Raw genomic sequence first — 23,227 nt, 5'->3', positions numbered from 1 at the left:
TAGGTTAATTTTGATTGTTTGCATATAATTTTATATTTTAAAAATAGTTTTGGCTTATCTTTTTTAGGCTATTTGCAATGAGTTGAATAACCTTTATTCTAAAACAGTAATTAATAAAATTATTTAGTGTTAATATAAATTCTTAGATATTGATTGTGCACAAATAAAAAGGACAAGCATATAATATAAATACCTTTTAACTTTAAGTAACCTTAACTTTCGTTAATAGGGTATCTCAAAATCCCCAAAAGAGCACTTGCGGAAACAAGTGCTCTTTTATTTTTTGTTTATTTAAGATGAATAAATTTCTTTAAACCCGTATGGGATTTTAAGCCATTATTTTATATAAAGTGGTAAAATAAATAGGGGAAATGTTTAAGGGGGCGGGAGATTTGAAACTAAAAGAGCTGGCGAATTTGTTATTGATTAAAGAAACTATTGGCAATATGGATGTAGAAATTACAGGGTTAGAAATGGATTCTAGAAAGATAACTGATGGAGATCTATTTATATGTGTATCAGGTATCGATGGTTTTCTTGAAGATCGACATCAATTTGTTGAAGATGCAGTGAAGAATGGTGCTGTAGCGTTAATTGTAGAAAGGGATGTAAATATTGAGATACCTAAAATAATTGTTAAAGATGCTAGGTATGCTATGGCAGTTATTGCGTCACACTTCTATGGTTATCCATCTAATAAAATGAAGCTAATTGGAATTACAGGTACAAATGGAAAAACAACTACTTCCTATTTACTTGAAAAAATTTTAAGTGATTATGGATATCATACGGGGCTCATGGGGAATAACGGAGTGAAAGTTGGTTCAAAATGGTACCCTACTGATATTAATACGCAAGAACCTCCAACACTTCAACGGAATTTGCAAATGATGAAAAATCAAAATGCAGATTATTGTGTTATGGAAGTTACGTCACAAGGGTTACATATGGAAAGAGTTAAAGGGTGTAACTTTAAAATAGCTGTTTTCACAAATTTAACACAAGATCATTTAGATTATCATGGAACATTTGATGAATATAAGCATGTAAAAAGTCTTCTTTTTGCGAGATTAGGAAATGATTTATCTACTATAGATAAAAAAATAGCTGTTTTGAATGCAGATGATCCGTCGGTAGAATACTTTAAAAAAATTACTTCAGCCGAGGTTATCACATATGGAATACATAATGGAGCAGATGTTCAAGCGAAGAACATAACTTTAAGCCCAAAAGGAATTCGTTTTTTAGTTTCGTCCTTTAATGGAGAAATAGAGGTTAACCTTAATCTTGTAGGTCGTTTTAATGTTTATAATGCATTAGCAGCAATAACAGTTGCAATGGTTGAAGGTATTCCGCTTACAAACATTTGTGATAGCTTATCTAACTTAAATAGTATTGAAGGTAGAATGGAAATTATAGATGAAAATCAAGATTTTCTTGTAATAGTGGACTATGCTCATACACCAGATGCGTTAGAAAATGTTCTCTCTACAATTAGCGAGTTTGCAAAAGGTAAAGTTATTACTGTTTTCGGTTGTGGTGGGGATAGAGACGCAAAAAAACGATCTATAATGGGTGGAATTGCTGGAAGTTATAGCGATTTTGTTTTTATTACTTCTGACAATCCACGTTCGGAAGATCCGCAGGCAATAATGAAAGATATTGAAAAAGGATTTTTGCAAAATAATAATTTGAATTATAAAGTAGAAGTAAATCGTGAACTTGCAATAAATCACGCAATAAACATGGCATCTTCTAATGATATTGTTTTGATTGCAGGGAAAGGGCATGAAACGTATCAAATTTTAAAAGATTCAACTATTCATTTTGATGATAAAGAAAAAGCTCGACAAGCAATTATTAATAAATGAATGAATTCAATTACTAGCTGAATAGTATTTCTAATAAAAATAATGTTTTAGATGAAGTAATAACGAAGCAATTTTTTGAAGAATTTATAATTGAAAGGTAAGGGTGTTTCTCTGAATATATGAGGGAAAAACCTTACCTTTTATAGTTTTATTTCTGAACAACAAACGTAATAGCATTTGTTTTTAATTGAATATGCCTTTCATCGCGAACAATATTATAAACTAATTCTTTTATTTCAACTTTAATTTCTTTCCATTCCTTATAAATAGTTTTTAATAGATGTATCATATCTTCAGTAGGAAAGTTAATTTCAATTAAAGCATCTAATTCTTCATTTGTATGTAAGTCAATTTCTTGTATGTTCGAATTAATAATTAAACAATTCATACCGTCGCTTTTTGTACCTTCTTTCATAGAATGGAGCACGTTTTTTAAATCTTCTTCTGATTGAACATGCTCTAAACTGGATACTGCAACGATATAATCATAAGTATTAGGTTGGATATAGTAGTTTTCGATTGCTGCTTGTTCTATTTTAATATTATTAATTACACCATATTCTTTACTATAAGTTTGTAATTTTGTTAAAGCAGAATCAAGTAAATCCACACATGTAACAGTACCACTCGCATTTTGAATCTTTTGGGCAATGGGAATACTATTTCTTCCAACGCCAGAGCCGAGATCAAGTACTTGCAAGTTGTTGTTTCCTTCAAAATAATCCATCAAATCCATAACTGTTTTAACCGGCTTGTACAGCCAAGAACCAGTTTCAAATAGTTTATATTGTTCATAGCAAAGGTCATGATATTTCTTTTCTTCTTGTCTAATGTAATCGATACGATTCATAGTGTTTCAGCTCCAATATTATTATTGCAAAATGAATGGGTAGGACAACCTTTTACATTTGTTTGAATTCGAAAAATACCACCAGCATGTGGATATTGCTTTAATTCGTCATCCGTCATTCTTGTTCTGGCTGTTGTAACATATAGGTCGGTTAAATTAGGCCCTCCAAATGTACAAGATGTTACATATAGCGCTGGAATCGGGATACTTAATATTTGTTCACCAGTTGAAGGGTTCCATCTAGTAATTTTTGAACCTCCCCAATGCGCAATCCATAAACAACCTTCTTCATCAATTGTCATACCATCAGGTAAACCTTCATTCTCAGAGAAAAGGATTACATCGCTTGGATTGCAAATTTCTCCAGTACTTATATCATAATGAAAACGAACTACTTTTTTAGTAGGTGTATCGATATAGTAAAGGTATGTATGGTCAGGTGACCAAGCAATTCCATTTGATGTATTTACATGTGAAACTTTTTTCTCTACGCTCCAATTATTATTTAAACAATACAAGGAGCCAGCAGCATTAATACCGTATGTATCTGTAGTACCTGCCCAAAAACGTCCTGCCGGATCGCATTTTCCATCATTAAAACGATTTTTAAATAAATGTGGTTCAGGGTCAAAAATATGTGTCAGTTTTTCTGTTTTGATATTAATAGAATAAAAGCCATTTTCCATAGCTAGGAGTAGTACGTCATCTAAATATGGAACAACACAGCCAATTTGTTGATCGAGAGCAATTACTCGGTTTGTATTAGCGGTAGGACTAAATATGCATAATTGTTTCTCCACAATATCAACCCAGTATAAAAGTTGCTTTTTTTCATCCCAACATGGTCCTTCGGCTAAAATTGCTTTCGCATCTACAACTAATTCTATATTACTGTCCAAGATGTTCACCTCGCTTTATAAGATATTTATATAATTCGATAAGAATGAAGATAAACCTTTTAGTCAGAGGATATTAAGATTTGTACTATAGAAATTTGCTTTTCTTAAGTGATTAAAAAAATGTATATACCTGGAGAGGAAAATGCATATGATGTTTTATGAAATTGTTTGTTTTTCTTGTAAAAATATATTTCGTGTTTATGAAGGCAGTGAAAAATATAAGCGATTTAAAGAGAAACCAAAAGGGGTATATTGTTGTGATGAGTGTAGTCATAAAATTCAATTAGAGGCGATAAAGAATTTTTTTAGATAAGTATACGTTTTTGATTCGGAAAAGTTTGACAATAAAACTTTTTTAAATTATCATATGAAAAAACTAATATGTAAAATGGCATGGAAGAGAAGAGTAGTTAAGAAAGAATACGTACAGAGAGCTCTGGTAGCTGAGAAAGAGCAGTATACATCTTAATGAAAAAAGACTTGGAGCTGCGCAAGGAACTAATTTATTTAGGGATGGTGCGACGGGATCTCCCGTTATAGAGATAGGGTATAAGCATATTTTGCCGTACCTGAAGAGGTTAATATGGCGACATATTAACAAACTGAGGTGGTACCACGAAGCTAATAACTCTCGTCCTCAAGATGAATAATCTTGGGGGTGGGAGTTTTTTTAGTGCAAAAAAATGAAAATGTGAGAACAAAAATATAATTGAGGTGAGTAGTATATGCATTGGGCGTATGAAGTAGCACACGAATTAATTAGAAAACATCCAAACAAAGAAACTTTTGTTTGCGCATCTGGAATTAGTCCATCTGGTTCTGTTCATATTGGGAACTTTCGTGAAATCGTAACGACTTATTTTGTTGTAAGGGCGCTTCAAGATTTAGGGAAAAAGACTCGTTTTATATTTTCATGGGATGATTACGACAGATTTAGAAAAGTCCCTAAAAATGTTGATTCATCTTTTGTAAAGTATATCGGAATGCCATACTGTGATATACCAGATCCGTATGGATGTCATAATTCATATGCCGAGCATTTTGAAAAAGAGTTTGAGGAATCGCTTCAAGTATTTGGGATTGAAGTGGAATTCATATATCAACATGCTGAATATAGAAGTGGAAGATATAACAAAAACATATTGGAGGCTTTATATAAAAGAAAAGAAATATATGATATTTTAATGAGTTTTAAAACGGGAGAGTGTAGTGAAGAAGAGCGAGAGGGCTTTTATCCGGTTACATTATATTGTGAGAAATGCGGGAAAGATGCGACAACGATTACACATTTTGATGAAGTATTAAAAACAGTTCGGTATGAATGTGAATGCGGAAATCAAACTGAATTATCGGTATTAAATACAAATGAAATGAAACTGAATTGGAAAATCGATTGGCCGATGAGATGGATGATAGAGGATGTTGTTTTTGAGCCGGGCGGAAGAGATCATTCATCAGAAACGGGTAGTTATAATGTATCAAAAGAAATTGCGAGAAAAATATTCAATCGTGAAGCGCCTCATTACATTGCTTACGATTTTATTGGAATTAAAGGGCATCATGAAAAAATGTCTAGTTCCTCAGGGAATAGTATTACACCTAGCGAGTTGCTAAAAGTGTATTTGCCCGAAGTGATTCTATTTATGTTTGCAAAATATAGACCAGACGTAGCGTTTCATATCGGTCTTGATGAAGATGTGATTCGCAATTATACAGAGTATGAACGATTGAAAGATAGTTATGAAAATAAAACGCTCAAAAATGAAGATTTATTTGATGCAATTAAACTTTCTAGAGTTGATAGCGGATTTAAAGAATATCCGAAATTTAATCAAGTAGCAGGAACGTTGCCGTTATTAAATTTTGACTCATTTATTTTACAGGAGATATTAGAGAAAATAGATAGGAGCTATGCGTTAGATGAAATGAGAGCGATAAGTAATCGTGCAGAGCATTGGATAAGAAACTTTCAACCTGAAAAATTAATGGCGGTAAATCAGGAGAAAAATACAGAGTTTTATAACACATTAGAGGAAAGGCAAAAAAAATGGCTAGTAGAAGTTTGTAAAATACTGCGTTCAAATAAAGATTATTCAAACATAATGGAGCAATTTTATTCGATCTGTCATCATGAAAATAAAAAAATAATGAAAGAAAATCAAAAACAATTATTCACTATTATATATAAACTCATTATGAATCAATCAAATGGTCCTCGTATACCATTATTAATACATGTGGTAGGTATAGAAAAAACCATTGCATTATTAGAGTGCTAAAACAAAGTTAAAAGTAACGCAAATACCCACAGTTCTAAGTACTTGCGTTGCAAATTTTACTACCGTGAATACAATTTCGGACATTCGTCGCCACTAGGTTCATAAAAACAATGACTTTTAAACTGTCCTACAAACGGCTGGTTATACCATTGGGGCGGACAAGCTCCAACTGGACGGAAATACCAAAGAGCCCATCTTGCTGGCCAGCGCCACTCACCTTGTAAAACTTTTCGTGCGATTTCTTTTTCTGATTCACGAGCACGTTGATAAAAATATCCGTATTGTACAGCTTCAAATCCACCTGGGCTTTGATACACTGCATCACGTACGGTACGGAGTTGTTTAAAGTCTAAACAATCACAAAATACACGATTTACCACTACGCAGCCAACAAGTTGTTCACCTTGTCGACCTTCGCCTTCAGCTTCAGCACGCATTAAACGAGCTAGTAAATCAACATCGCTTTCGTTATATGGAATAAGGGGCATAGTGATACCACCTTTCTTTACCTGTTATAGTAAAGAGTGTATGTATGAAAATAAGCTAGGTGCTTTTCTATATGTAAATTTATTAATTTTTAACAGGAGCTTTTACGAAGAAAGCTAATTAGTAATTGTAGGTCAATATAAAAAGGGAGAGATAAAATGTTTCGAATTCAGAAAGAACATATCATTTACGCAATGTCACCCGAAAATAAACCATGTATAGAAGTGGAAATTGGGAGTCGCCTTATATTTGAAACATATGATTGCTTTGAAAATCAAATTGATTCTGAAGATGTTGTGTTCCAAGAATTAGATTGGAACCGGATTAATCCAGCGACTGGTCCAGTATATATTAATGGTGCAGAACCTGGTGACATATTAGTTGTTACGATTGAAAAGATAAAAATTGTAGAGCAAGGTGTTTTAACTACAGGTACGAATCTTGGTGTAATGGGTGAAGAGCTACATGAAAATACAGTGAAAATTGTCCCAATACATAATAAACATGTATTGTTTTCGAATGAACTACAAATCCCAATTAATCCAATGATCGGTGTAATTGGTACTGCACCGAAAGAAGAGAGTATTTCATGTGGCACACCGCATGATCACGGCGGGAATATGGACTGTAAAGAGATAAAAGAAGGGACAACATTATTATTACCTGTAAATGTTCCTGGTGCTTTATTAGCATTAGGTGACTTACACGCAGCGATGGGTGATGGTGAAATTGGTGTTAGTGGAGTAGAGGTTGCTGGTGAGGTGACGGTAACAGTTCAGATTATAAAAGGAAAGAAATGGCCACTGCCAATGGCTATTCAAAAAGAAAAAGTAATGACGATTGCTTCAGAGAAATTGCTAGATGATGCAGCGAATCGTGCTGTGCGTAATATGGTGACATTTTTACATGAAGAATTAGAAATGTCTAAAGCTGATGCCACGCTTTTATTATCAGCTGCCGGCGATTTAAAAGTTTGTCAAGTTGTGGACCCGCTTAAAACGGCACGAATGGAACTAAGTTTGGACTATGTGGAGAAGCTAGGTTTTAATTTGAGTAAATTTCATATTAAGTAAGAATAATAGAAGAAGGATGCTTTTGTATAAAAGTATCCTTTTTAAATTTACGGATTAAATAAAAAAAGGTATTATTTATATAATTGCATATAAGATTGCGGATCGAAAAAGGAGTAAATAATGGTTAAAATTATGATTGTAGAAGATGATTTGAAAATAGCAGAATTATTATCAACACATGTTGCGAAATACGGGTATGAAGGAATTATTGTATCGGATTTTCAAAATGTATTAAATATTTTTTTAGAAGAACAACCAGAGTTAGTTTTATTAGATATTAATTTACCGAGTTTTGATGGGTATTATTGGTGTCGTCAAATTCGCGGAGTTTCTACATGTCCGATATTATTTATTTCAGCCCGTGAAGGTACGATGGATCAAGTTATGGCGTTAGAAAACGGTGGAGATGATTTCATTTCAAAGCCCTTTCATTACGAGGTTGTAATGGCTAAAATTCGAAGTCATTTAAGACGTGCTTACGGAGATTATGCACCAAAAGTAGAAGAACGAATGGTTGAGCAACATGGTCTTTGTTTATATCCTGAAAGGCTTGTATTGAAGCTTAAGAATCAAGAAATTGATGTAACGAGAAATGAAGCTATTTTATTAGAAATGTTAATGAAAAATTATCCGCGTGTTGTGAGTAGAGAAGTGTTATTAAATAAATTATGGGATAGCGAATCCTATGTTGATGATAATACATTAAGTGTAAATACAACACGTGTGAGAAAAAAGTTAAAAACGTTACATATTGAGGATGCGATTGAAACGATTCGTAGTGTTGGATATAGATTGCATATTACTTGGGATACTGGTATGGAAAAATGATAAAGCTGTTTATACGTGATCATATACCACTTATTTGCTTTACAGCAATCCAACTACTAGCCATATTCCTCGTATATTGGTTTGATGGGCATAAGCATATCGCGACGGCATTGTATGCAATGTTTTTAGGTGCCTTTTTTATGGTAGGCTATTTAGTATTTCGTTACTTTACTCATCGTACTTTCTATGAACGATTAGCAAACCCGATGCAATCTTTAGATGAATCGGTTCAAAAATCTGATTTTGCAGCTATATCTGCTGCTCTTCAAGACTTGCTTGAGGTACAATATCGCCATTATCAAAATCAACTCCACATACAAGAGAGAAAAAATAATGATCATTTAACTTTTATGAATCAGTGGATTCATCAAATGAAAACACCTTTATCTGTAATAGAATTAATTACACAGGATGAAGTGGATCCACGTTTTGAAAGTATAAATGAGGAAACAGATAGGCTGAAAAAGGGGCTAGAGATGGCACTGTATGTCGCACGTTTAGAAGCATTTACACAAGATTTTTATGTGGAAAGAGTACAATTACATAAAATAGTGAATGATTCTGTGCATGAACATAAACGCTTCTTTATCCGGAATTTTGTATATCCAGAGCTTAAAATTGATAAGGACATTACAGTAGAAAGTGATGCGAAATGGTTACAATTTTTAATTGGACAAATACTATCAAATGCGATTAAATATTCATCTGGTAGTCGAGAGAAGATTAAAGTGAAAGCTTGTAAGGAAGGTAATAATGTTATACTTGAAATTGCTGATAACGGTGTAGGCATACCGAAGCAAGATTTGCCAAGAGTGTTTAAACCTTTCTTTACAGGAGAAAATGGTAGAGATTTTAAAGAATCAACTGGAATGGGGCTATATCTCGTATATGAAATTACGAAGCAATTAGGACATAATGTAGAAATCCATTCAGAAGTTGGTAAAGGTACTGTTGTACGTATTAAATTTTTTAATGTGTAAAAATAAGTAATCTAGGCTAAAGAACTTTGGAGTTAAGTTTTTTAGCCTTTTTGTATAGCGGTTATATGAAATGGTAAAACGTCATATTAGTATGTATAATGACACACTAATAAATACGATTGTTAAATTTGAAGGATTTAATAAAAAGCTGATAAATATTTTTGTAAGAAAAAAGCCACCCCCTTTGAAAGAGATAGCTTCATGGATCTATCCTATGTATAAGTGTAATGTTCGAATACGTGATATGTTTTGTGGACTATAATACAATTAGTCTTTTGTTTTTTCATGATACAGTATTGTAATTAAGTAAACAAACTTAATAATTTATACCCAATTAATCCTAAAATAGTGATAGGAATCATCATTAAGAAAGAAGACACACGATAAGCATTAGAGCGTTCTAATACAAGAATCAAGATAATTCCGACTATCACTTCCGTATATCCAACAGGTAACATGTGACTGTAATCTTCAAAGTTTAATAGAATGTGAAGTCCGTCCGTTACAAAAACTCCACTTAAAAGTGCGCTTCCGAATTTATGAAGTGGATTTGTAGTATCTTTCCATAGAAAACCTGCAATTCCAAAGATCGTTCCTCCTATACATGCACATACAATCCATACAGATATAAAATAAATAGAGTGAGCTACATTTTTAATAACTATTGCATAACCATAATAGCCTAATACCATACCGAGTAGTGCAAGGATACCAGAAAGCATAGCTGTACGCTTAGAATAACTAAGGCTAGCCACGAAAAAGGATGGAACTAACCAAACGCTTCCTAAGTTAGCTAATGAATGCCAATTTCCTGGAAGTATACCTTGCCCCAATTTCGTTAGTATACCAACAAGTATCCCTACTATAATCGGGAGGATAAAAATCCTTACAAACATATTTAACTTTGTGATTTCTAATGTCCTGTCCATAAATTCAATCCTTACATTAATATTTTCTGTAAAGATATAATAGCTTATTACAAGGGGATAATCAATAAAAATTTATCGAAAAACAATAAGTGATTATTGGATAACGAATAAGATTTTGTTTTTATATAAAATTTATTACTGGGGAAACCTAAAGGACGTATTACAATCAATGTAATTTGTGCTTATTCAACATGAAGTTAAGGAATGATAAATAAATTTAAAAAAAAGCAATCTTTTTAACAGCACATATAATTACATTTACTCATACAGTACTAGTATGGTACAATATGGTTATTAACGACGGAAAGGAATGATGGGTGGACGATGATTAACTAATCTTATTTTTAAATGTTGAAATTCAATACATTTCAATTTCTAAAAAATAGGATTAGTCTGCCCAATTTCCATACAACGGTATTGCTATTTATGTTGCGCAATAGCTTATTTGGGTATAAATATTTTAACGACTAATCCTGCCAAATTTATTTGGGAGGATTTTTTTATTCTCCCTTAATGAAAGGGATCGGTATTATGAAAGAACTATTAAAATTAAATGATGTTTATGTTGAAATAAAGGAAAATATGTTGTTAGAGAAAATGAATGTGACAGTAAAACAAGGGGATGTTATCGGATTAATTGGTAAAAATGGTGCCGGTAAATCAACGTTACTTCAATTAATAAATGGGAAGATTGAGCCTTCAAAAGGTACTGTTGAATGGATGCAAATGAACATGACAACAGCATATGTTGAACAAGAAAAAGAATCTTTTGTTAGTAAGGATATAATTGCAAAAGAAGCAGAACTTCTTGCGAAATGGGGCGTGCCAACGAATGATTTTCTTACTTTAAGTGGTGGTGAAAAGCTAAAAGTTCGATTAGCAAAAGGATTTGCTAAAAATCCTAATGTCTTAATATTAGACGAACCGACAAATCATCTAGATGAGATGAGTACGGAATTTCTTATTAAACAAATAAAAAATATGAAAGGTACAGTTATCGTCGTATCGCATGATCGATATTTTTTAGATGTTGTCGCGACTAGAATATGGTCAATTGAGGATAAGAAATTAATTGATCATAGCGGGAATTATACGAGTTATATGAAAGCACGTGAGCATAAAAGAATGACGCAGCAGCGTGAATATGAAAAACAACAAAAGAAGATAGAACAAGTAGAAACTCATATAAAAGAATTAAGCTCATGGTCACAAAAGGCACATGCGCAGTCCACAAAACAAGAAGGTGTGAAAGAGTTTTATCGTGTAAAGGCGAAGCGAATGGATGCGCAAGTAAAATCGAAACGAAAACGTCTTGAAAAAGAGCTTGAGAAAACGAAAGTTGAACGTGTGAAAGAAGATTATTCGGTTGAATTTTCTATTCAAGCGAATAAAAAAGTAGGGAAACGTTTTTTAGAAGTAAAACAATTACGGAAAGAATTTAATAATCGGATATTATTTGAAAACGTTAATTTTACAATTCAGCACGGTGAGAAGATTGCGATTGTTGGCCCAAACGGTAGCGGGAAAACAACTTTATTGAAGATGATCATGGGAAACGAAACTGCTGAAGGAGAAGTATGGATTTCACCTTCAGCAAACATCGGTTATTTAACACAAGAAGTATTTGATTTACCACTTGATAAAACACCAGAAGATTTATTTTATAAAGAGACATTTGAAGAAAGAGGAAAAGTCCAAAATTTAATGAAACATTTAGGGTTTGAATCTTCCCAATGGAAAGAGCCGATTCGATATATGAGTATGGGTGAACGAGTGAAATGTAAGCTAATGGCTTATATTTTAGATGAAAAAGATGTACTTATTTTAGATGAACCGACGAATCACCTTGATCTTCCTTCACGTGAACAGCTTGAAAATACTTTAGCTGAGTATAACGGAACGCTCGTTATCGTTTCTCACGATCGATATTTTCTGGAGAAAACAACTAATACAAAGCTTGTGTTTGTAAACAATACAATACAAAAGCAGCTCGAAGAACCTACGAAAACAAGAGATGAAATTGAAGAGCTACGTTTAACACTAGAAACAGAGAGGCAAGAAGTATTAGGTAAATTAAGCTTTTTAACTTCTAAAGACAAAGAATATAAAGAACTGGATGAACGGTTTATGGAACTTACGAAGCAGATTAAGGAGCTTTAATGTAAGTAAGGGTGATTAACATGGGAAAAGAGAGTTTGCCTAAGTTATTTAGAATAGATTGTGGAGATATATACCTGCGAGAGTTTACGATTACAGATGCAGAGAGTATTTATAACATATCCAATCAACCGGAAATAGAAAAGTTTTTGCCAGACTGGAAATCAACAAAAGAACAAAGGATTAATTGGGTTGTAAATTATGAAATACCAGAAAATAAAGCGTTTCTTCATGCAGTGAGAACTACGACTAACATAGATGATCACATATTAAAACTAGGAATATTTAAGAAAACCACAAATGAATTTATTGGATGGTGCTGCACAGGTATGAAAGATGAACTCCCTGCACCGAACAGAGAAATTATGTATGCAGTTTCAAGTGAATATCATAATAATGGTTATGCAACGAAAGCAACGAAAGGACTGATTAACTATTTGTTTGAAAAAACGAATGTAGATCTCCTTAACGCAATTGCTTTAATTAACAATGTAGCATCAAATAAAGTTATTGAAAAATGTAGATTTACTTATTTGGGTCAACAGACGATAGAAAATCAAATTTATAACCATTATATATTGAGTAAATCCGAATGGATAAAAAATAGTGCTCTGTAAAAGGAATTGAAACAAAATTATAAAAAAGCTTAGAGTTAAAACTCTAAGCTTTTTTACATTCATATTATAGCTGTTAACATATGAAAGCTACAATTGAGATGACTTATCGATGGAATTGCTTTTCGCCAAAACAGTGGCATCAAGCTGTAAATGTGATAACCATAAAAAAATCATTTACGAAAAGGGGATTGGAATGTTTTGTCGAATGCATAAAACTATAGAAATACCAATTTTTTACTTTAATTATCCTGCAAGTGAATTTCTTTAAGCACAAGTAGAAGAATGCAAGGGGAGAGTGGGATGGTATAAGGAAGAATTCTATCTTAGTCAAAAAAATATATTGTGGTAAGTCTAGTGAGAAAGGGGCATATAAAACTTACGGTTGAGTGCTAGTGGGATAAAATGTTTAATCTATGAAATAGTCTAAATGAAGGAGGAGATGTATATCATTATTTGGTTTCGCCACTTACCACAGATAAGTATGGATTTTTCAGAATGGACGCCTTTTATACAGAGTAATTGGTACCGAAAACATTATATGCAGTTTGTATATTTACTTCAGATAATCATTTTTATGATACCTTATTTTTTTGAAACAGGTTTCACTCATATTAATATATTTTATCTTATCATAATAGGTATCTTTGTCTTCATCATTCACGAATGTCTACATATTTTTGTCATAAGTAAAAAAGGTGATGTTAGCTTAACATTTAGTGGAATATTCTTTTGGTTAAATACAAATGCAATCTTATCTAAAATGAGATTTTGGATCTTTATGAGCCTACCCATTGTTGTATTATCAGTAGTTCCTGCCGTGATGTCGTTCTTTGTATCAGGAAATATCAAATCAATCATGTTATTTATATGTTGGTTAAACACATTCATTTCGGCTTCAGATATTTACAATTCAATATTAATTGCAATTAAACCGAAGAACGCTGTTTTTTGCAATGGCTATTATCAAGTGAAATAGTATTTTATTTGTACCTAAAATATGCTTCAACTAAATACAATAGTTAAAGATATAATATTTGAAAGTAAAAAGGCCGATAAAGCAATCGGTCTTTTATTATTATTATAAAGATTAGAAAATAGTATTGTATTTCAAACCACTATGCAAATATTATAAAATAGTTATACATCGATTATAGTATAAAACTAGTTTTATTATCAGTTTTTTTAGAAATCTTACAAGCGTGTAAGATAAATGAAAGACGAATCAATATGAACTGTAAGACAATTCATTTACACTCTGTTATGAGACGTGCAAATGAAGGGAGAATATACATGGAAATTTTACATGCAAAAAGTATTAGTAAAGTATATAAAGGGAAAGTACCTTATAAGGCATTAGTTGATATTGATTTATCAATTCAAGAAGGTGAATTTGTAGGGATTATGGGGCCATCTGGTAGTGGGAAAACAACGTTATTAAATATGGTATCTACTATTGATTCTCCATCATCGGGAGAAATTTTAATAAATGGCACAAATCCTTTCCAATTATCATCAGAAGATTTAGCGTTATTCCGCAGAAAACAATTAGGATTTGTTTTTCAATCATTTAATCTTCTTAGCACACTTACTGTAAAAGAAAACATCGTATTGCCAATGACTTTAGATGGTGTTTCTGTGAAAGAAATGAACAAACGAGTGGAAGAAATTGCAGAGAAATTAAACATTACAGAAATATTAAGTAAAAGAACGTTTGAAATATCAGGGGGACAAGCTCAAAGAACAGCAATCGCTCGCGCAATCGTTCATAAGCCGCAATTATTACTCGCAGATGAACCTACAGGGAATTTAGACTCTAAATCTTCAAATGATGTAATGGAGATGCTTGATACTCTAAATAAACAAGAAAAAGCTACGATGATGTTAGTTACTCATGATCCGTATGCAGCGAGTTTTTGCAGCCGAGTAATCTTTATTAAAGATGGTCAACTATATAACGAAATTTATTGCGGTGAAAGCAGGCAAGCGTTTTATCAAAAGATTATGGATGTCCTTTCTTTGTTAGGAGGGAAAAGGCATGACTTTTCGTCAGTTCGCATTTAATAATATTTTTCGTAATAAGCGTACATATGCAGGTCATTTTTTAAGTAGTGCATTTTCAATTATGATTTTCTTTACGTATGCACTTTTATTATTTCATCCTGATCTACAAGGGGAGTTGAAATCGACAAGTACAACAATCAGTGCATTTGGTACATTAGGATTTAAAGTTTCACAAGGGTTGATATTTGTATTTTCATTTTTCTTTATTTTATATTCAGTTAGTTCGTTTTTAAAAACACGTAAGAAAGAATTTGGCATTTTAATGATGCAAGGTATGTCAATGAGACAGCTTAAGAAGTTATTGTTAATTGAAAATATGCTAATTGGACTTGGTTCCATTTGTATAGGTATTCTTATTGGACTCATATTTTCTAAACTAGTTTTGTTAATAAGCGCAAGTGTATTAATGATTAGTAACGGCTTGCCTTTTTATATACCAGTACAGGCTGTATTATTAACAATCATTACATTTCTGTTCTTATTTTTAATTGTTTCGCTAGTAACATTTAAAATGATAAAAGTTACAGAGCTAGTGGAACTGATTCAAGCAGGAGAAAAGCCAAAACCTGAACCAAAATCGTCAATTTTATTATCAATTTTTTCTTTATTTAGTATAGGGTATGGCTATATGTTAGTATTTCGCTTTATCCCAAATCATAGTTTTATTCTGCTAGGCATAGGAGTATTCCTGGTGATTATTGGAACGTACTTTTTATATACACAGTGTAGCGTTTATATATTGCATCTTGCTAAAAGGAGAGAAACTTTCTTTTTAAAGAGAACAAATATACTAACATTTTCAGAATTAATTTATCGTATGAAAGATAATGCAACGATGTTTTTTATAGTATCTATTATTTCAGCAGTAGCTTTTACAGCAATTGGCACGACAGCTGCTCTTGGAAATAAAGATTTAGTAAGAATGACGAATCCGTATACATTACTATACATGGCTCCTGAAAACAACAAAATAGCGGATAAACATCTCTCTATTATAAAAAAACATCTGGCTGATGCTAATATTCCGTATCGAATGGCTTCATCTTCATATATATATACGGAAAGTAATGTATATGTAATGAAATTAAGTGAATATAACGAACTTGCGAGAGCGCTAGGGTATCAACAAGAAACGATTGAAAAAGAAGATGAAATGTTATTAATTCCTGGAATGGTATCACAAAAACAAGAATTTAAAAATGGTGATTATAAGAAGGATATTGAAGTCATTCAAGGCGATTGGACAAAGACATTTCATGTGAAAAAAACTGTCGATAATTTAGTTTTACCTCATGATACGGAAGGAATATATATTGCTATTCAAGATCATGTATATGACGGAATTCCACTTAATAGTGGTCCAGATAATGAAGATATTATTCAATATCGTACATACGGATTTGTTGTAGAAGATTGGATAAAAACGAAAGAGGTTTCAAACCAATTAAATAATATATTTAATCAAGATCCTAGAGATATACATTTTGAATTTAGAGCACTAACAATAGAGTTACTAAGTGCAAAACAAACGAATGGATTATTACTTATGGCTAGTGTTTTAGTCGGAATTGTTTTCTTCACATTTGCTGCTAGTTTTATTTATTTTCGATTATATACTGATTTGGACCGCGATCAACAGCAGTATAAAATGATTTCGAAAATGGGGTTAAGTAAACGGGAGCTAAAGAAAGTCGTAACGAGACAGTTATTATTAATGTTCTTTTTACCAATTATCATTGCAGTAATACATACTGTAGTAGCTTATACTGCATTACAACAATTAGTCGATTTTTCTATTCTAAATAGCTCTATCGTCATTTTAATTTCATTTATATGTATACAAGTTTTATATTTCTTTATAACTCGTTGGCGTTATTTACAAAAGCTTTATAAAACGATGGAACAATAGAGAATTTAAGCAAGTAAGCTTGCAGAAAAGCATGTATAAACCAATTTGAGTTATGAAAGGAACTGTAATGAAAAAAACATTATCTATTTTTATATTAAGTATATTATTGTTAATAAGTTTAAGCGCATGCTCTAAAAATGAAAACAGATTTCCAGCTAACGGTGTATTAATCATTGGAGATGAAAATAATACTTTATCAATTATGAATCGTTATCAGGAAATTACGAAAGAAAATGAAGTGTTTTCTGTGAAAACGGGTACATTTGGAAATGGACAAGTTTTAATTTTAAATGAATCTACAGCACAAGCGTTGATTAAAACAAAGATTTTTCGTGAAAGAGAGAACGGATCCAAATTTAGACCTATAGATACGTTACCTAAGTTACCAAAAGAAGGCTCGATTTTGTTGGCACAAGAAGATGAAAAAAATTTAAAAAGTATTCAATTAGAAGGAAAGGAGTTTGCTGTTAAATACGGTAGTGATGCTTGGATAGGTAACACTCGTAAATATCCAACACAAGCGTATGTAATTGTAGCAAAAGATAGTGTGTATAAAGAATTAAAAGCAAATGAAACGAAAATGCATCTTCTCCACCTGAACAAGTCTTTAGGTGATGAAAAACCTAAAATGTCAACAGATAATACATTAATAAATGAAAAAGTAAAAGTAGAAAAGTTAATTAAAGATCATCAAGGGGAAGTATCATTTCAGTTTGTAACGATTGGAGAAAAATCTTAAAAAAGAGTTCGAGGTTGATAGAAATTTTATCAATCTCGAACTCTTTTTACTTTAGAGCATTCATAAAACATAGATTACATTACTTCATTTAATCGAGTCTCACTTGTTTCTTCAATCGCATTTGAATTTTGAACTGAATTATTTTGTGCTTCTTTTTCTTTACGAGCCTTTTGTAGCATTTCAAGTATAATCCATAAAGGAACACCTTTATTTTTTAGCATCTTCCATAAATCTAATTCATTAAATTTATGCTCAGGCTGTTTCATTTCTTTTTCGGATGAACGAATATCGAACTTGATAGGATCATTTACTTTCTTACTTTCAAGTTTAGTAGAAGAGATAGTATTATGCTCAAGATTAGATGGAGTTATTTTAGTAGGTTGAGACAATGTATGAATATTTGATCCGATTTGCATGATTTTTCCTCCTTTTCAAGCAATGAGATTAGTTTTCTTATGGTTATTAAATCTTTTTAACATGAGGAAACTATATCTAATTATAAATTCAAATAAACAGATTTACAAGTTGTATTGTAAAAAGTAAATATTTATCAACATTTGTATATGTTTTCTATATATACAACGTATATAAAATACTTTACATTATGTTTAAGTTATTAAAGCATGCTGTAAATTTAAAAAATGTAAACGTTTTATTAGGGGGAGGAAGTATGGGGAAGTTATTTTTAAAAATATGTTTTTTTGTATTGATGACTGTATGTTCATTCGCCACGAAAGTAATATACGCTGAAGAGAGTCAACAAAATAATTATCCGATCATTTTAGTAAACGGATTTGCCGGATGGGGTAGAGAGGAAATGCTAGGGGTTAAATATTGGGGGGGTGTTCATGATATACAGGAAGATTTGAAACGCAATGGTTATACAGTTCATACCGCAGCCGTTGGGCCAGTTTCTAGTAATTGGGATCGTGCATGTGAATTATATGCCCAAATTAACGGTGGAACAGTAGACTACGGTGCCGCACATGCTGAGAAACATGGACATAATCGTTTTGGAAGAACTTATAGTGGTTTCATGCCGAGTTGGAGTGAAACAAATAAAGTACATTTAGTCGGACATAGCATGGGTGGACAAACGATTAGAACATTGGTACAGCTATTAAAAGAAGGCAGTTTTGAAGAAAAAAATTATGTGAAAAATCACCCAAACAACAAAATATCACCACTATTTGAGGGCGAGAAATCATATGTTCATAGTGTTACAACATTAGCAACCCCTCACAACGGTACAACACTTGCGGATGGTAGTCTTCTACTACCGTTCGTTAAAGATTTACTCATTACAGCTGCAAGTTTAGGAGGAAACAGTAATTTATCATTATATGATTTCAAATTGGATCAATGGGGGTTAAAGAAGAATGCTGGAGAGTCCTCTTTACAATATACTGATCGTATTTTAAATAGTTCAATTTGGAAAAATACAAAAGATATAAGTCAATGGGATTTAAGTACTGATGGTGCAAAGGAGTTAAATACTTGGGTAAAGACGCAACCGAATGTGTATTACTTATCCTATAGTGGACATGCATCACAAGCGGCACCTATAACAGGTTTACATTTGCCTCATATAACGATGAATAAAGTGTTAATGGGGAATGCATTTTTCTTAGGCTCTTATGCGAGATATGAAGAAAACCGCCCATTAATTAATACTTCTTGGTGGCAAAATGATGGTGTAGTAAATACAAATTCTATGATTGCACCATCATCTAATGCAACTGTAAATAATAATGAGTCATTACAGATTGGAAAATGGAATCATATCGAAATGAAAGCAAATTGGGACCATCTCGACATGGTGGGATTAAGTATTTCAGACACGTTAGGTTTTTCTAACATTCAAGAGTTTTATAGAACAATTGCTGAAAAGCTATTACGTTTACCGAAATAGGTAATAATAAAGCGCTCTCGATGGAATTCGGGGGCGCTTTATATTATATTGAAAGAGGGATTTGGTAGAAAAATATGGGGGGATATTATGAAAATTAAAGTTGTATTATCAGGATATGGAACAGTAGGAAGAGAGTTTATAAAATTACTACATGAAAAATGTTCATATATATATGAAACATATGGTATAGAGTTAGTTGTAAGTGGCGTATTAGGTAGAAATGTTGCAATACATAATGAGGATGGGTTATCTATTCAGAACTTATTAATGTATGGTAGCAGTAGCGCAGCAATTGAGAAGTATATAGAATATCATCCGAAGGAACGTGCAACAGATAACATAAGTGGTACAGTGCTGGTAGAATCAACAGTTACAAACCTTAAAGATGGAAATCCAGGGAAACAATATATAAAACAAGCGATTGAGAAACAAATGGATATAGTAGCTATTTCAAAAGGTGCGCTTGTTACAAACTGGAGAGAAATAAATGAAGCAGCAAAAATTGCGAATGTACGAATTCGATATAGTGGTGCAACTGCGGCCGCATTACCGACACTTGATATTGGTCAATTTAGTTTAGCTGGTTGCCATGTTGAAAAAATAGAAGGAATATTAAACGGGACAACAAATTATATTCTTACGAAAATGAATGAGGAAGCTATTACGTTTGAAGAAGCACTGAAAGAAGCGCAACGTAAAGGAATTGCTGAAACGAACCCAATATTAGATGTAAGTGGTTCTGATAGTGCGTGTAAATTGTTACTTTTGACAAACAGTTTAATGGGAACAGAGCATATGCTTACAGATATACATATAAAAGGAATTGAACATGTTACAAAACAACAAATTCGAAATGCTAAGGAACAAAATAAATTTATTAAATTAATTGCATCAGCATATAAAGATGAGGATGGCAATGTGAATTTAAATGTTGAACCGTGCGAAATAGATAAAGATCATGCGCTAGCAAATGTAAATGGGACAGAAAAAGGGATTACGTTCTTTACAGATACGATGGGCCAAGTTACTACAATTGGTGGTGCATCAAATCCACGCGGAGCCGCAGCAGCAGCTTTAAAAGATATAATTAATTTATATCGTAAAGATTTGTCACGTATTAACGGGGAGTAAAGTTACTAATTGATTAAAGTTGTATTTTATAAAACCGTACCGCCCTTTATAAAAAATACATATGTAGTGGACCTTTTGAGAATGAAATAATTATGCAAAAATGATTGCAGGGGGTAAGGAATTGTTTAAAGATTTTAAAGTTGTGAAAGATCGTCCCGTTTATATTCAATTAAAAGATTATTTAAAGAAGATGATTATGAAAGGGCATTTGCTCGGGGATCAAAAAATTCCTTCAACAAGGGAACTAAGTGAATTACTTAGTGTAAGCAGAAACACTGTACTCGCTGCTTATGCAGATTTAGAGCAAGAAGGGCTCATTTATGCAGTTAAAGGAAAAGGAAATTTTGTTGCGAAGGTTGATATATCGAACACTTCGTCTGTTGAAATAGATTGGAAAAATAAACTTAATACAGTTACTTTATTAGCGGATGAATTAGATTTAATGAAACATGGTGTTCGTTGGGAAAAAGGAATGATTGTTTTTAACAGCATTGCTCCGGACGAAAAGCTATTTGATGTGGAAAATTTCAAAAGAGCTTTTCTTACTCGTATGTCCATTGAAGGTGATGTCGTATTAAATTACGGATACGCAAAAGGCTATAGACCGTTAATGAAATATCTACTTCATTATATGGAAATGAAAGGTGTAGATATTTCGAACAAAGATATTTTAATTACAAATGGATTTACAGAAGGATTAGACATTGTAATATCCTCGTTATCAAAGAAATCAGGTCGAGTTATTTGTGAGAATCCAACTCACCATGCTGCGCTGAAGCTATTCCGCTTACATGGCCTTGAAGTTCATGGTATTGATATGAATGAAGATGGTATTGATACGAATCAAGTTGAAAAAAGCTTGCGTGAAAAAGAGTTTGATTTTGCGTATTTAATTCCTTCCTATCATAATCCAACCGGCATTGTGACGAGTTCAGAGAAAAGAACGGAACTGATGAGATTATTTTCAAAATATAAGATTCCTATTATAGAAGATGGATTTAATGAAGAGTTACGTTATTCAGGTTCACATTTAGCACCATTATTAACTTTTGCTGGTGCTGGTAATAATGTGATTTATATTAGTAGCTTTTCAAAGGTACTTTTCCCTGGCTTACGTGTAGGTTGGATCATTGCAGATAAAGAACTAATTCATTATTTAGAAAGTGTGAAAAGAGCAAGAACAATTCACACATCTACTTTAGATCAAGCTGTTCTGTTTCAATATTTACATGAAGGATATTTTGAAAAATATTTAAAAAAGGCAAGATCTGTTTATAAGAAAAAATATGAGTTAGCTGTTGGGATGTGTAACGAGTACATTCCGTTTCAAAGAATGACTGGTGATGGTGGACTTCATTTATTTATAGAGTTAGAAGAAAAAATTCATGCTCGTACACTTTTACAAAAATGTTATGAGCAAGGGGTTACTTTTTCTCCTGGAGATGTGTTTTATTCTGATGGAAGAGGAGCGAACACGTTTCGATTAGGATTTTCACGTTTGAAAGAAGACGAAATAGTTCGTGGAATTAAAATAATTGGTGATACAATAAAAAATGAAATTTGGAGTTGAGGAAATGAGAGTTGGCGTTATTATGGGAGGAGTATCCTCTGAAAAACAAGTATCAATTATGACTGGAAATGAAATGATTGCAAATTTAGATAAAAATAAATATGAAATAGTACCAATTACGTTAAATGAAAAAATGGATTTAATTGAAAAAGCGAAAGACATTGATTTTGCGCTGCTCGCATTACACGGAAAATACGGAGAAGATGGGACTGTTCAAGGAACGCTTGAAAGTTTAGGTATTCCTTATAGCGGGAGTAATATGTTATCTAGCGGTATATGTATGGATAAAAATATTTCGAAAAAGATTTTACGTTATGAAGGAATAGAAACACCAGATTGGATTGAACTTACAAAAATGGAGGATCTAAATGTTGATGAATTAGATAAGTTAGGATTTCCATTAGTGGTAAAACCAAACTCTGGTGGTTCGAGTGTGGGGGTAAAGATTGTCTATGATAAAGACGAACTAATTTCAATGCTGGAAACTGTGTTCGAATGGGATTCTGAAGTAGTAATAGAAAAGTACATTAAAGGTGATGAGATTACATGTTCCATTTTTGATGGAAAACAGTTACCTATCATTTCAATTCGACATGCGGCTGAGTTCTTTGATTACAATGCGAAATATGATGATACTAGTACAATTGAAGAAGTTATTGAACTTCCAGCTGAACTTAAGGAACGTGTAAACAAAGCGTCACTGGCTTGCTATAAAGCATTGAAATGCAGCGTTTATGCAAGGGTGGATATGATGGTGAAGGATGGTATTCCATATGTAATGGAGATTAATACATTACCAGGGATGACGCAAGCGAGTTTACTACCAAAAAGTGCAGCTGCAGCGGGAATTGAATATAGTAAACTATTAGATATGATTATTGAAACTTCATTGAGAGTAAGAAAAGAAGAAGGGTTTTAAGCAATGGTATCATGAAT

At 32.4% G+C, this 23,227-nt stretch carries 21 protein-coding genes and 1 other annotated feature; of the genes, 16 read left to right on the top strand and 5 right to left on the bottom strand.

Annotated elements, in window-relative coordinates; all coding sequences use genetic code 11:
* Positions 1–392: 392 nt before the first annotated feature.
* Positions 393–1,871, top strand: coding sequence for a UDP-N-acetylmuramoyl-L-alanyl-D-glutamate--2,6-diaminopimelate ligase (locus FH036_RS04495; RefSeq protein ID WP_139895412.1), 1,479 nt, complete (start codon positions 393–395; stop codon positions 1,869–1,871).
* Positions 1,872–2,019: 148 nt separating this feature from the next.
* Here FH036_RS04495 and FH036_RS04490 read toward each other — a convergent pair whose 3' ends face one another.
* Positions 2,020–2,721, bottom strand: coding sequence for a class I SAM-dependent methyltransferase (locus FH036_RS04490; RefSeq protein WP_139895411.1), 702 nt, complete (start codon positions 2,719–2,721; stop codon positions 2,020–2,022).
* Entirely contained in the window at positions 2,718–3,620 is a 903-nt protein-coding gene (locus tag FH036_RS04485) for an SMP-30/gluconolactonase/LRE family protein (protein WP_139895410.1), read from the bottom strand. The genes FH036_RS04490 and FH036_RS04485 overlap by 4 nt, the downstream gene beginning before the upstream one ends.
* A 142-nt stretch (positions 3,621–3,762) precedes the next feature.
* Here FH036_RS04485 and FH036_RS04480 point away from each other — a divergent pair, with 142 nt between their 5' ends.
* Both FH036_RS04480 and lysS read left to right on the top strand, forming a co-directional pair.
* Entirely contained in the window at positions 3,763–3,933 is a 171-nt protein-coding gene (locus FH036_RS04480) for a DUF2197 domain-containing protein (RefSeq protein WP_000551046.1), read from the top strand.
* A gap of 72 nt (positions 3,934–4,005) precedes the next feature.
* Positions 4,006–4,262: a binding site (T-box leader), on the top strand.
* An 83-nt stretch (positions 4,263–4,345) separates the two neighbouring features.
* The gene (gene lysS, locus FH036_RS04475) at positions 4,346–5,899 is read left to right on the top strand and encodes a lysine--tRNA ligase (protein WP_139895409.1); all 1,554 of its coding nucleotides are present in this window, start codon (positions 4,346–4,348) and stop codon (positions 5,897–5,899) included.
* A 59-nt stretch (positions 5,900–5,958) separates the two neighbouring features.
* Here the strand turns inward: lysS and FH036_RS04470 are convergent, their stop codons facing one another.
* Positions 5,959–6,387, bottom strand: a complete 429-nt coding sequence (locus FH036_RS04470) for a cell wall hydrolase (protein WP_001128420.1) — start codon at positions 6,385–6,387, stop codon at positions 5,959–5,961.
* A gap of 156 nt (positions 6,388–6,543) precedes the next feature.
* On the opposite strand from FH036_RS04470, the gene FH036_RS04465 reads away from it, so the two are divergent.
* The 3 genes from FH036_RS04465 (at position 6,544) to FH036_RS04455 (ending at position 9,266) form a co-directional block, all read left to right on the top strand.
* Positions 6,544–7,458 carry an acetamidase/formamidase family protein gene (locus FH036_RS04465; protein ID WP_139895408.1) on the top strand — a complete coding sequence of 305 codons (915 nt, stop codon included), beginning with the start codon at positions 6,544–6,546 and terminating at the stop codon, positions 7,456–7,458.
* A gap of 120 nt (positions 7,459–7,578) precedes the next feature.
* Positions 7,579–8,286 carry a response regulator transcription factor gene (locus tag FH036_RS04460; RefSeq protein WP_000238967.1) on the top strand — a complete coding sequence of 236 codons (708 nt, stop codon included), beginning with the start codon at positions 7,579–7,581 and terminating at the stop codon, positions 8,284–8,286.
* Positions 8,283–9,266, top strand: a complete 984-nt coding sequence (locus tag FH036_RS04455; RefSeq protein WP_014481678.1) for a sensor histidine kinase — start codon at positions 8,283–8,285, stop codon at positions 9,264–9,266. The genes FH036_RS04460 and FH036_RS04455 overlap by 4 nt, the downstream gene beginning before the upstream one ends.
* 302 nt (positions 9,267–9,568) lie before the next feature.
* Here the strand turns inward: FH036_RS04455 and FH036_RS04445 are convergent, their stop codons facing one another.
* On the bottom strand, positions 9,569–10,195 hold the full coding sequence (locus FH036_RS04445) for a DUF6518 family protein (RefSeq protein ID WP_000376251.1): 627 nt from the start codon (positions 10,193–10,195) through the stop codon (positions 9,569–9,571).
* 531 nt (positions 10,196–10,726) lie between these two features.
* Between FH036_RS04445 and abc-f the strand changes: the two genes are divergently transcribed.
* From abc-f to FH036_RS04415, 6 genes are all read left to right on the top strand, one after another.
* Complete coding sequence (gene abc-f / locus FH036_RS04440) at positions 10,727–12,355, top strand: ribosomal protection-like ABC-F family protein (protein ID WP_139895407.1); 1,629 nt, start codon at positions 10,727–10,729, stop codon at positions 12,353–12,355.
* A gap of 20 nt (positions 12,356–12,375) precedes the next feature.
* Positions 12,376–12,969 carry a GNAT family N-acetyltransferase gene (locus tag FH036_RS04435; protein ID WP_139895406.1) on the top strand — a complete coding sequence of 198 codons (594 nt, stop codon included), beginning with the start codon at positions 12,376–12,378 and terminating at the stop codon, positions 12,967–12,969.
* A gap of 439 nt (positions 12,970–13,408) precedes the next feature.
* Complete coding sequence (locus FH036_RS04430) at positions 13,409–13,945, top strand: DUF3267 domain-containing protein (RefSeq protein ID WP_139895464.1); 537 nt, start codon at positions 13,409–13,411, stop codon at positions 13,943–13,945.
* A gap of 314 nt (positions 13,946–14,259) precedes the next feature.
* On the top strand, positions 14,260–15,030 hold the full coding sequence (locus FH036_RS04425) for an ABC transporter ATP-binding protein (protein WP_070806108.1): 771 nt from the start codon (positions 14,260–14,262) through the stop codon (positions 15,028–15,030).
* Positions 15,005–16,939 carry an ABC transporter permease gene (locus tag FH036_RS04420; RefSeq protein ID WP_000144185.1) on the top strand — a complete coding sequence of 645 codons (1,935 nt, stop codon included), beginning with the start codon at positions 15,005–15,007 and terminating at the stop codon, positions 16,937–16,939. Before FH036_RS04425 ends, FH036_RS04420 begins: the two co-directional genes overlap by 26 nt.
* A gap of 67 nt (positions 16,940–17,006) precedes the next feature.
* Entirely contained in the window at positions 17,007–17,678 is a 672-nt protein-coding gene (locus tag FH036_RS04415) for a lipoprotein BA_5634 family protein (protein WP_044792391.1), read from the top strand.
* Between the two features lie 74 nt (positions 17,679–17,752).
* On the opposite strand, the gene FH036_RS04410 is transcribed toward FH036_RS04415, so the two are convergent.
* Positions 17,753–18,094: a DUF3914 domain-containing protein gene (locus FH036_RS04410; protein ID WP_044792390.1), complete on the bottom strand. Its 342-nt coding sequence runs from the start codon at positions 18,092–18,094 to the stop codon at positions 17,753–17,755.
* Positions 18,095–18,348: 254 nt separating this feature from the next.
* On the opposite strand from FH036_RS04410, the gene FH036_RS04405 reads away from it, so the two are divergent.
* From FH036_RS04405 to ddlB, 4 genes are all read left to right on the top strand, one after another.
* Positions 18,349–19,590 (top strand): esterase/lipase family protein, encoded by a 1,242-nt coding sequence (locus FH036_RS04405; protein ID WP_044792388.1) that lies wholly within the window; start codon positions 18,349–18,351, stop codon positions 19,588–19,590.
* Between the two features lie 87 nt (positions 19,591–19,677).
* Positions 19,678–20,721, top strand: coding sequence for a homoserine dehydrogenase (locus FH036_RS04400; protein WP_044792386.1), 1,044 nt, complete (start codon positions 19,678–19,680; stop codon positions 20,719–20,721).
* Between the two features lie 121 nt (positions 20,722–20,842).
* A complete protein-coding gene (gene pdxR, locus FH036_RS04395) occupies positions 20,843–22,291 on the top strand; it encodes a MocR-like pyridoxine biosynthesis transcription factor PdxR (protein WP_044792384.1) in 1,449 nt (482 codons plus the stop codon).
* Positions 22,292–22,295: 4 nt separating this feature from the next.
* Positions 22,296–23,210 (top strand): D-alanine--D-alanine ligase, encoded by a 915-nt coding sequence (gene ddlB / locus FH036_RS04390; protein WP_044792457.1) that lies wholly within the window; start codon positions 22,296–22,298, stop codon positions 23,208–23,210.
* Positions 23,211–23,227: the final 17 nt, after the last annotated feature.

Origin of the sequence: Bacillus sp. CD3-5 (assembly GCF_006349665.1) — a bacterium.
GTDB lineage: Bacteria > Bacillota > Bacilli > Bacillales > Bacillaceae_G > Bacillus_A > Bacillus_A paranthracis.
Note: the sequence above shows the minus strand (reverse complement) of the source record. Positions and strands in the feature narration are given on the sequence as shown.

Excerpts from the sequence above, each read along its gene's own strand:
- FH036_RS04445 (WP_000376251.1), bottom strand. The coding sequence starts at position 10,195 with ATGGACAGGACATTAGAAATCACAAAGTTAAATATGTTTGTAAGGATT.
- FH036_RS04405 (WP_044792388.1), top strand. The coding sequence starts at position 18,349 with ATGGGGAAGTTATTTTTAAAAATATGTTTTTTTGTATTGATGACTGTA.
- FH036_RS04420 (WP_000144185.1), top strand. The coding sequence starts at position 15,005 with ATGACTTTTCGTCAGTTCGCATTTAATAATATTTTTCGTAATAAGCGT.
- FH036_RS04455 (WP_014481678.1), top strand. The coding sequence starts at position 8,283 with ATGATAAAGCTGTTTATACGTGATCATATACCACTTATTTGCTTTACA.
- FH036_RS04465 (WP_139895408.1), top strand. The coding sequence starts at position 6,544 with ATGTTTCGAATTCAGAAAGAACATATCATTTACGCAATGTCACCCGAA.
- FH036_RS04425 (WP_070806108.1), top strand. The coding sequence starts at position 14,260 with ATGGAAATTTTACATGCAAAAAGTATTAGTAAAGTATATAAAGGGAAA.
- FH036_RS04435 (WP_139895406.1), top strand. The coding sequence starts at position 12,376 with ATGGGAAAAGAGAGTTTGCCTAAGTTATTTAGAATAGATTGTGGAGAT.
- abc-f (WP_139895407.1), top strand. The coding sequence starts at position 10,727 with ATGAAAGAACTATTAAAATTAAATGATGTTTATGTTGAAATAAAGGAA.
- FH036_RS04470 (WP_001128420.1), bottom strand. The coding sequence starts at position 6,387 with ATGCCCCTTATTCCATATAACGAAAGCGATGTTGATTTACTAGCTCGT.
- FH036_RS04415 (WP_044792391.1), top strand. The coding sequence starts at position 17,007 with ATGAAAAAAACATTATCTATTTTTATATTAAGTATATTATTGTTAATA.
- FH036_RS04410 (WP_044792390.1), bottom strand. The coding sequence starts at position 18,094 with ATGCAAATCGGATCAAATATTCATACATTGTCTCAACCTACTAAAATA.
- FH036_RS04430 (WP_139895464.1), top strand. The coding sequence starts at position 13,409 with ATGTATATCATTATTTGGTTTCGCCACTTACCACAGATAAGTATGGAT.
- lysS (WP_139895409.1), top strand. The coding sequence starts at position 4,346 with ATGCATTGGGCGTATGAAGTAGCACACGAATTAATTAGAAAACATCCA.
- FH036_RS04400 (WP_044792386.1), top strand. The coding sequence starts at position 19,678 with ATGAAAATTAAAGTTGTATTATCAGGATATGGAACAGTAGGAAGAGAG.
- ddlB (WP_044792457.1), top strand. The coding sequence starts at position 22,296 with ATGAGAGTTGGCGTTATTATGGGAGGAGTATCCTCTGAAAAACAAGTA.
- FH036_RS04480 (WP_000551046.1), top strand. The coding sequence starts at position 3,763 with ATGCATATGATGTTTTATGAAATTGTTTGTTTTTCTTGTAAAAATATA.
- FH036_RS04460 (WP_000238967.1), top strand. The coding sequence starts at position 7,579 with ATGGTTAAAATTATGATTGTAGAAGATGATTTGAAAATAGCAGAATTA.
- FH036_RS04490 (WP_139895411.1), bottom strand. The coding sequence starts at position 2,721 with ATGAATCGTATCGATTACATTAGACAAGAAGAAAAGAAATATCATGAC.